At 60.2% G+C, this 3,452-nt stretch carries 5 protein-coding genes; all 5 read left to right on the forward strand.

What is annotated here, in order from left to right:
• Window positions 1-1,097: IscS subfamily cysteine desulfurase (locus AC2VNK_RS07510; RefSeq protein WP_486883345.1), on the forward strand; the 1,097-nt coding region annotated here is incomplete at its 5' end.
• 24 nt (window positions 1,098-1,121) lie between these two features.
• Window positions 1,122-1,553, forward strand: coding sequence for a Fe-S cluster assembly scaffold IscU (iscU, locus tag AC2VNK_RS07515; RefSeq protein WP_486883346.1), 432 nt, complete (start codon window positions 1,122-1,124; stop codon window positions 1,551-1,553).
• A gap of 9 nt (window positions 1,554-1,562) precedes the next feature.
• Window positions 1,563-1,886 (forward strand): iron-sulfur cluster assembly protein IscA, encoded by a 324-nt coding sequence (gene iscA / locus AC2VNK_RS07520; RefSeq protein ID WP_291521568.1) that lies wholly within the window; start codon window positions 1,563-1,565, stop codon window positions 1,884-1,886.
• A gap of 32 nt (window positions 1,887-1,918) precedes the next feature.
• Window positions 1,919-2,503, forward strand: a complete 585-nt coding sequence (gene hscB / locus AC2VNK_RS07525; RefSeq protein WP_486883347.1) for a Fe-S protein assembly co-chaperone HscB — start codon at window positions 1,919-1,921, stop codon at window positions 2,501-2,503.
• Between the two features lie 33 nt (window positions 2,504-2,536).
• Window positions 2,537-3,452 (forward strand): Hsp70 family protein (locus tag AC2VNK_RS07530; protein ID WP_486883348.1); only part of this gene is annotated, 916 nt, incomplete at its 3' end.

Below are 3,452 nucleotides of genomic sequence, written 5' to 3' on the forward strand. Positions count from 1 at the left end.
ATCCCTATGGCTGGACGGCGGAAAAAGCGGTGGAGAAAGCGCGCCAGCAGGTGGCCGATGCCATCCACGCCGACCCCCGCGAAATTGTCTGGACTTCAGGCGCGACGGAAGCGACCAATCTGGCCCTCAAGGGCGCGGCGCATTTCTACTCCGGCAAGGGCAGGCATCTCATCACCCTGCGCACCGAGCACAAGGCGACTCTGGACACCTGTCGCCAGTTGGAGCGCGAGGGTTTTGAAGTCACCTATCTGGAAGTACAGGAAGATGGTCTGGTCGACCTCCAGGCCTTTGCGGCGGCGATTCGTCCGGACACCATCATGGCTTCCGTGCTGTACGTGAACAACGAAATCGGCGTCGTCCAGCCCATAGAAGCCATCGGCAAGATACTGCGCGCCCACAAGGTATTGTTCCATGTGGATGCGGTGAAGGCGCTGGGCAAGATTCCGGTGGATGTGGAGGCCGTCCAGGCGGACATGATGAGCCTGTCCGGGCACAAGATTTACGGACCGAAGGGCATCGGCGCCCTTTACGTGCGGCGAAAGCCGAGGGTGCGGGTCGAGGCGCAGGTTCATGGCGGTGGCCACGAGCGCGGTATGCGTTCCGGGACGTTGCCTACGCACCAGATTGTCGGCATGGGTGCGGCAGCCGAATTGGCCGTGCAGTCGATGGAGAGCGATGCCAGGCGTATCCGCCAGTTGCGTGACCGTTTGCTCAAGGGCATTCAGGAACGGGTGGAAGAAACCTATATCAATGGCAATATGGAACACCGGGTGCCGCACAACCTCAATATCAGCTTTGCCTTTGTGGAAGGCGAGTCGCTGATTATGGCGCTGAAGGAAATTGCCGTATCCAGCGGATCGGCCTGTACCTCGGCCAGTCTGGAGCCCTCTTATGTGCTCCGTGCCTTGGGTAAGTCCGATGAGCTGGCGCACAGTTCCATCCGTTTCGGCATCGGTCGCTACACGACGGAAGAGGAAATTGACGCTACTATCGAACTCATTGCCGCGAAGGTGGATAAGTTACGGGAGTTGTCTCCCCTCTGGGAGATGCATCAGGAAGGTATTGATCTCAACAGTATTCAGTGGGCCGCGCACTAAGGTCCTTACAAGAGGAGAACCGTCATGGCATACAGTGAAAAAGTGATTGATCATTATGAAAATCCCCGCAACGTAGGGGCGATGGACAAGGATGACAGCGGCGTCGGCACCGGTATGGTGGGTGCACCGGCCTGCGGCGATGTGATGCGTTTGCAGATCAGGGTGAACGGGCAGGGCATTATCGAAGATGCCAAGTTCAAGACCTACGGCTGCGGTTCGGCCATTGCGTCCAGCTCGCTGGTGACGGAGTGGGTCAAGGGCAAAACCCTCGATGAGGCGATGACCATCAAGAACAGTCAGATCGCCGAAGAGCTGGAACTGCCTCCGGTCAAGATTCACTGCTCCGTGCTGGCCGAAGACGCCATCAAGGCGGCGGTGGAGGATTACCGCAAAAAGCAGGGTGACGCGTCGGTGGCGGTGCAACCGGAAATGGCCGGTGCCCAGGCGGTACACTAGGATACCGTCATGGCTTTGACCTTATCGGAAAGTGCAGCGCAGCAGGTGCGCAAGAGTATTGCCAAACGTGGCAAGGGTCTGGGTATCCGCATCGGTGTGAAAACCAGCGGCTGCTCCGGCTTGTCTTACGTTATGGAGTTTGTGGATGTCCCCAACCCGGAAGATCTGGTGTTTCCCCATGATGACGTGAGTCTTTTCGTGGACCCCAAAAGTCTCATTTATCTGGATGGCACCGAACTGGACTTCACCCGCGAAGGCCTGAACGAGGGATTCCGTTTTAATAATCCCAACGTGAAAGATGCCTGCGGCTGCGGTGAGAGCTTTACGACCTGATGGTGGATTCCTGTTTCCGGTGCGGGGCGGAGTTGGGCGCTCCGCCCGCGCTTTGTGCTTCCTGCGGGGCGGTGCAGCCCTTCCGTGCGGACCTGTCCCTGTTTGCGGTGGCGGGCCTGCCCGAAACCTATGATCTGGACGTGCAGACACTGCGCACCCAAGTGCTTGCGCTGCAAAAAGGCCTGCATCCGGACCGCTTCGCCAACGCAGAACCGGCGGCAAGACGCTATTCCCTGGAGTGGAGCACCCGCCTCAATGAGGCCCTGGCCATATTGCGGGACCCCCTGCGGCGTGCTGATTATCTCCTGCAGCTGCAGGGCGTGGACGCGCTGGGTGAGCAGGTGAAGGTCGCTGACCCGGAACTGCTGATGACCCAGATGATCTATCGTGAGCGCCTGGAAGACCTGGTGGCGGCACGCGACTTATCGGGCATGGAGGCTTTGCGTCAGGAAGTGGATACGGCAGTGACCGGGGTGGTGCAACGTCTCAGGGGATTATTGGGTATTTTACCCTGTGCTGAGCCGGAAGCGGCGGGTGCTGCGCTGCGCGAGTTACAGTTTCTCGATAAGCTTTTCGGCGAGATAGGCCGCAGCGAAGAGTCCTTGCAGAATGCCTGAGCAGCAGAACCTCTACAATCAGGGCGATATATCATGGCGTTAATGCAAATTGCAGAACCGGGCACGGCCGCTGATCCCCATCAGCGGCGGCTGGCTATCGGCATCGACCTGGGGACCACCCACTCGCTGGTGGCCTCCGTATTGTCGGCGGTGCCCACCGTCATGCGCGATCATGAGGGTAAGTACCTGCTACCTTCGGTGGTGCGCTACCTCGGTGGTGGCGATATTCATGTTGGCTATCCCGCAGCCGCTGCCGCCGGGCAGGACCCGCACAATACCATTGCCTCGGTGAAACGCCTGATGGGGCGCGGCCATGGCGATGTGCAGACCCTCGCCGGGCACCTGCCTTATGACCTTGTTCCTGGAGAGGGTATGGTGCGCCTGCGTACGGTGGCGGGCGAAAAATCCCCCGTAGAGGTGTCTGCCGAAATATTGCGGGTGCTCAAAGAGCGGGCGGTGGAAACCCTGGGTGGCGAACCGGAGGGTGCGGTGATCACGGTACCCGCTTATTTCGACGAGGCCCAGCGTCAGGCCACCAAAGATGCGGCCCGTCTGGCGGGGCTGAATGTACTGCGCCTGCTGGCGGAGCCGACGGCGGCAGCGGTGGCCTATGGCCTGGACAAGGGCAGTGAAGGCGTTTTTGCCATCTACGACCTGGGCGGCGGAACCTTTGATATTTCCATATTGCGGCTGCAGGCGGGGGTCTTTGAGGTGCTGGCGACCGCCGGTGATTCCGCTCTGGGCGGCGACGATATGGATCATGCGCTGGCCGAATGGCTGATGCAGGAGGAGGGCGGTGATGCGTCCGATCCCTTCTGGCGGCGGCAGGTGCAGCAGCAGGCGCGTACCGCCAAAGAGGTGCTCAGTGCCGTTGAGGAAACGATGATCATGCTGACACCTTCCGGTCGGGCGCCCCACGCGGTGACACTGTCGCGTAGTCGGTTGGAGT

This window comes from Acidithiobacillus sp. TH-A35, assembly GCF_057473505.1.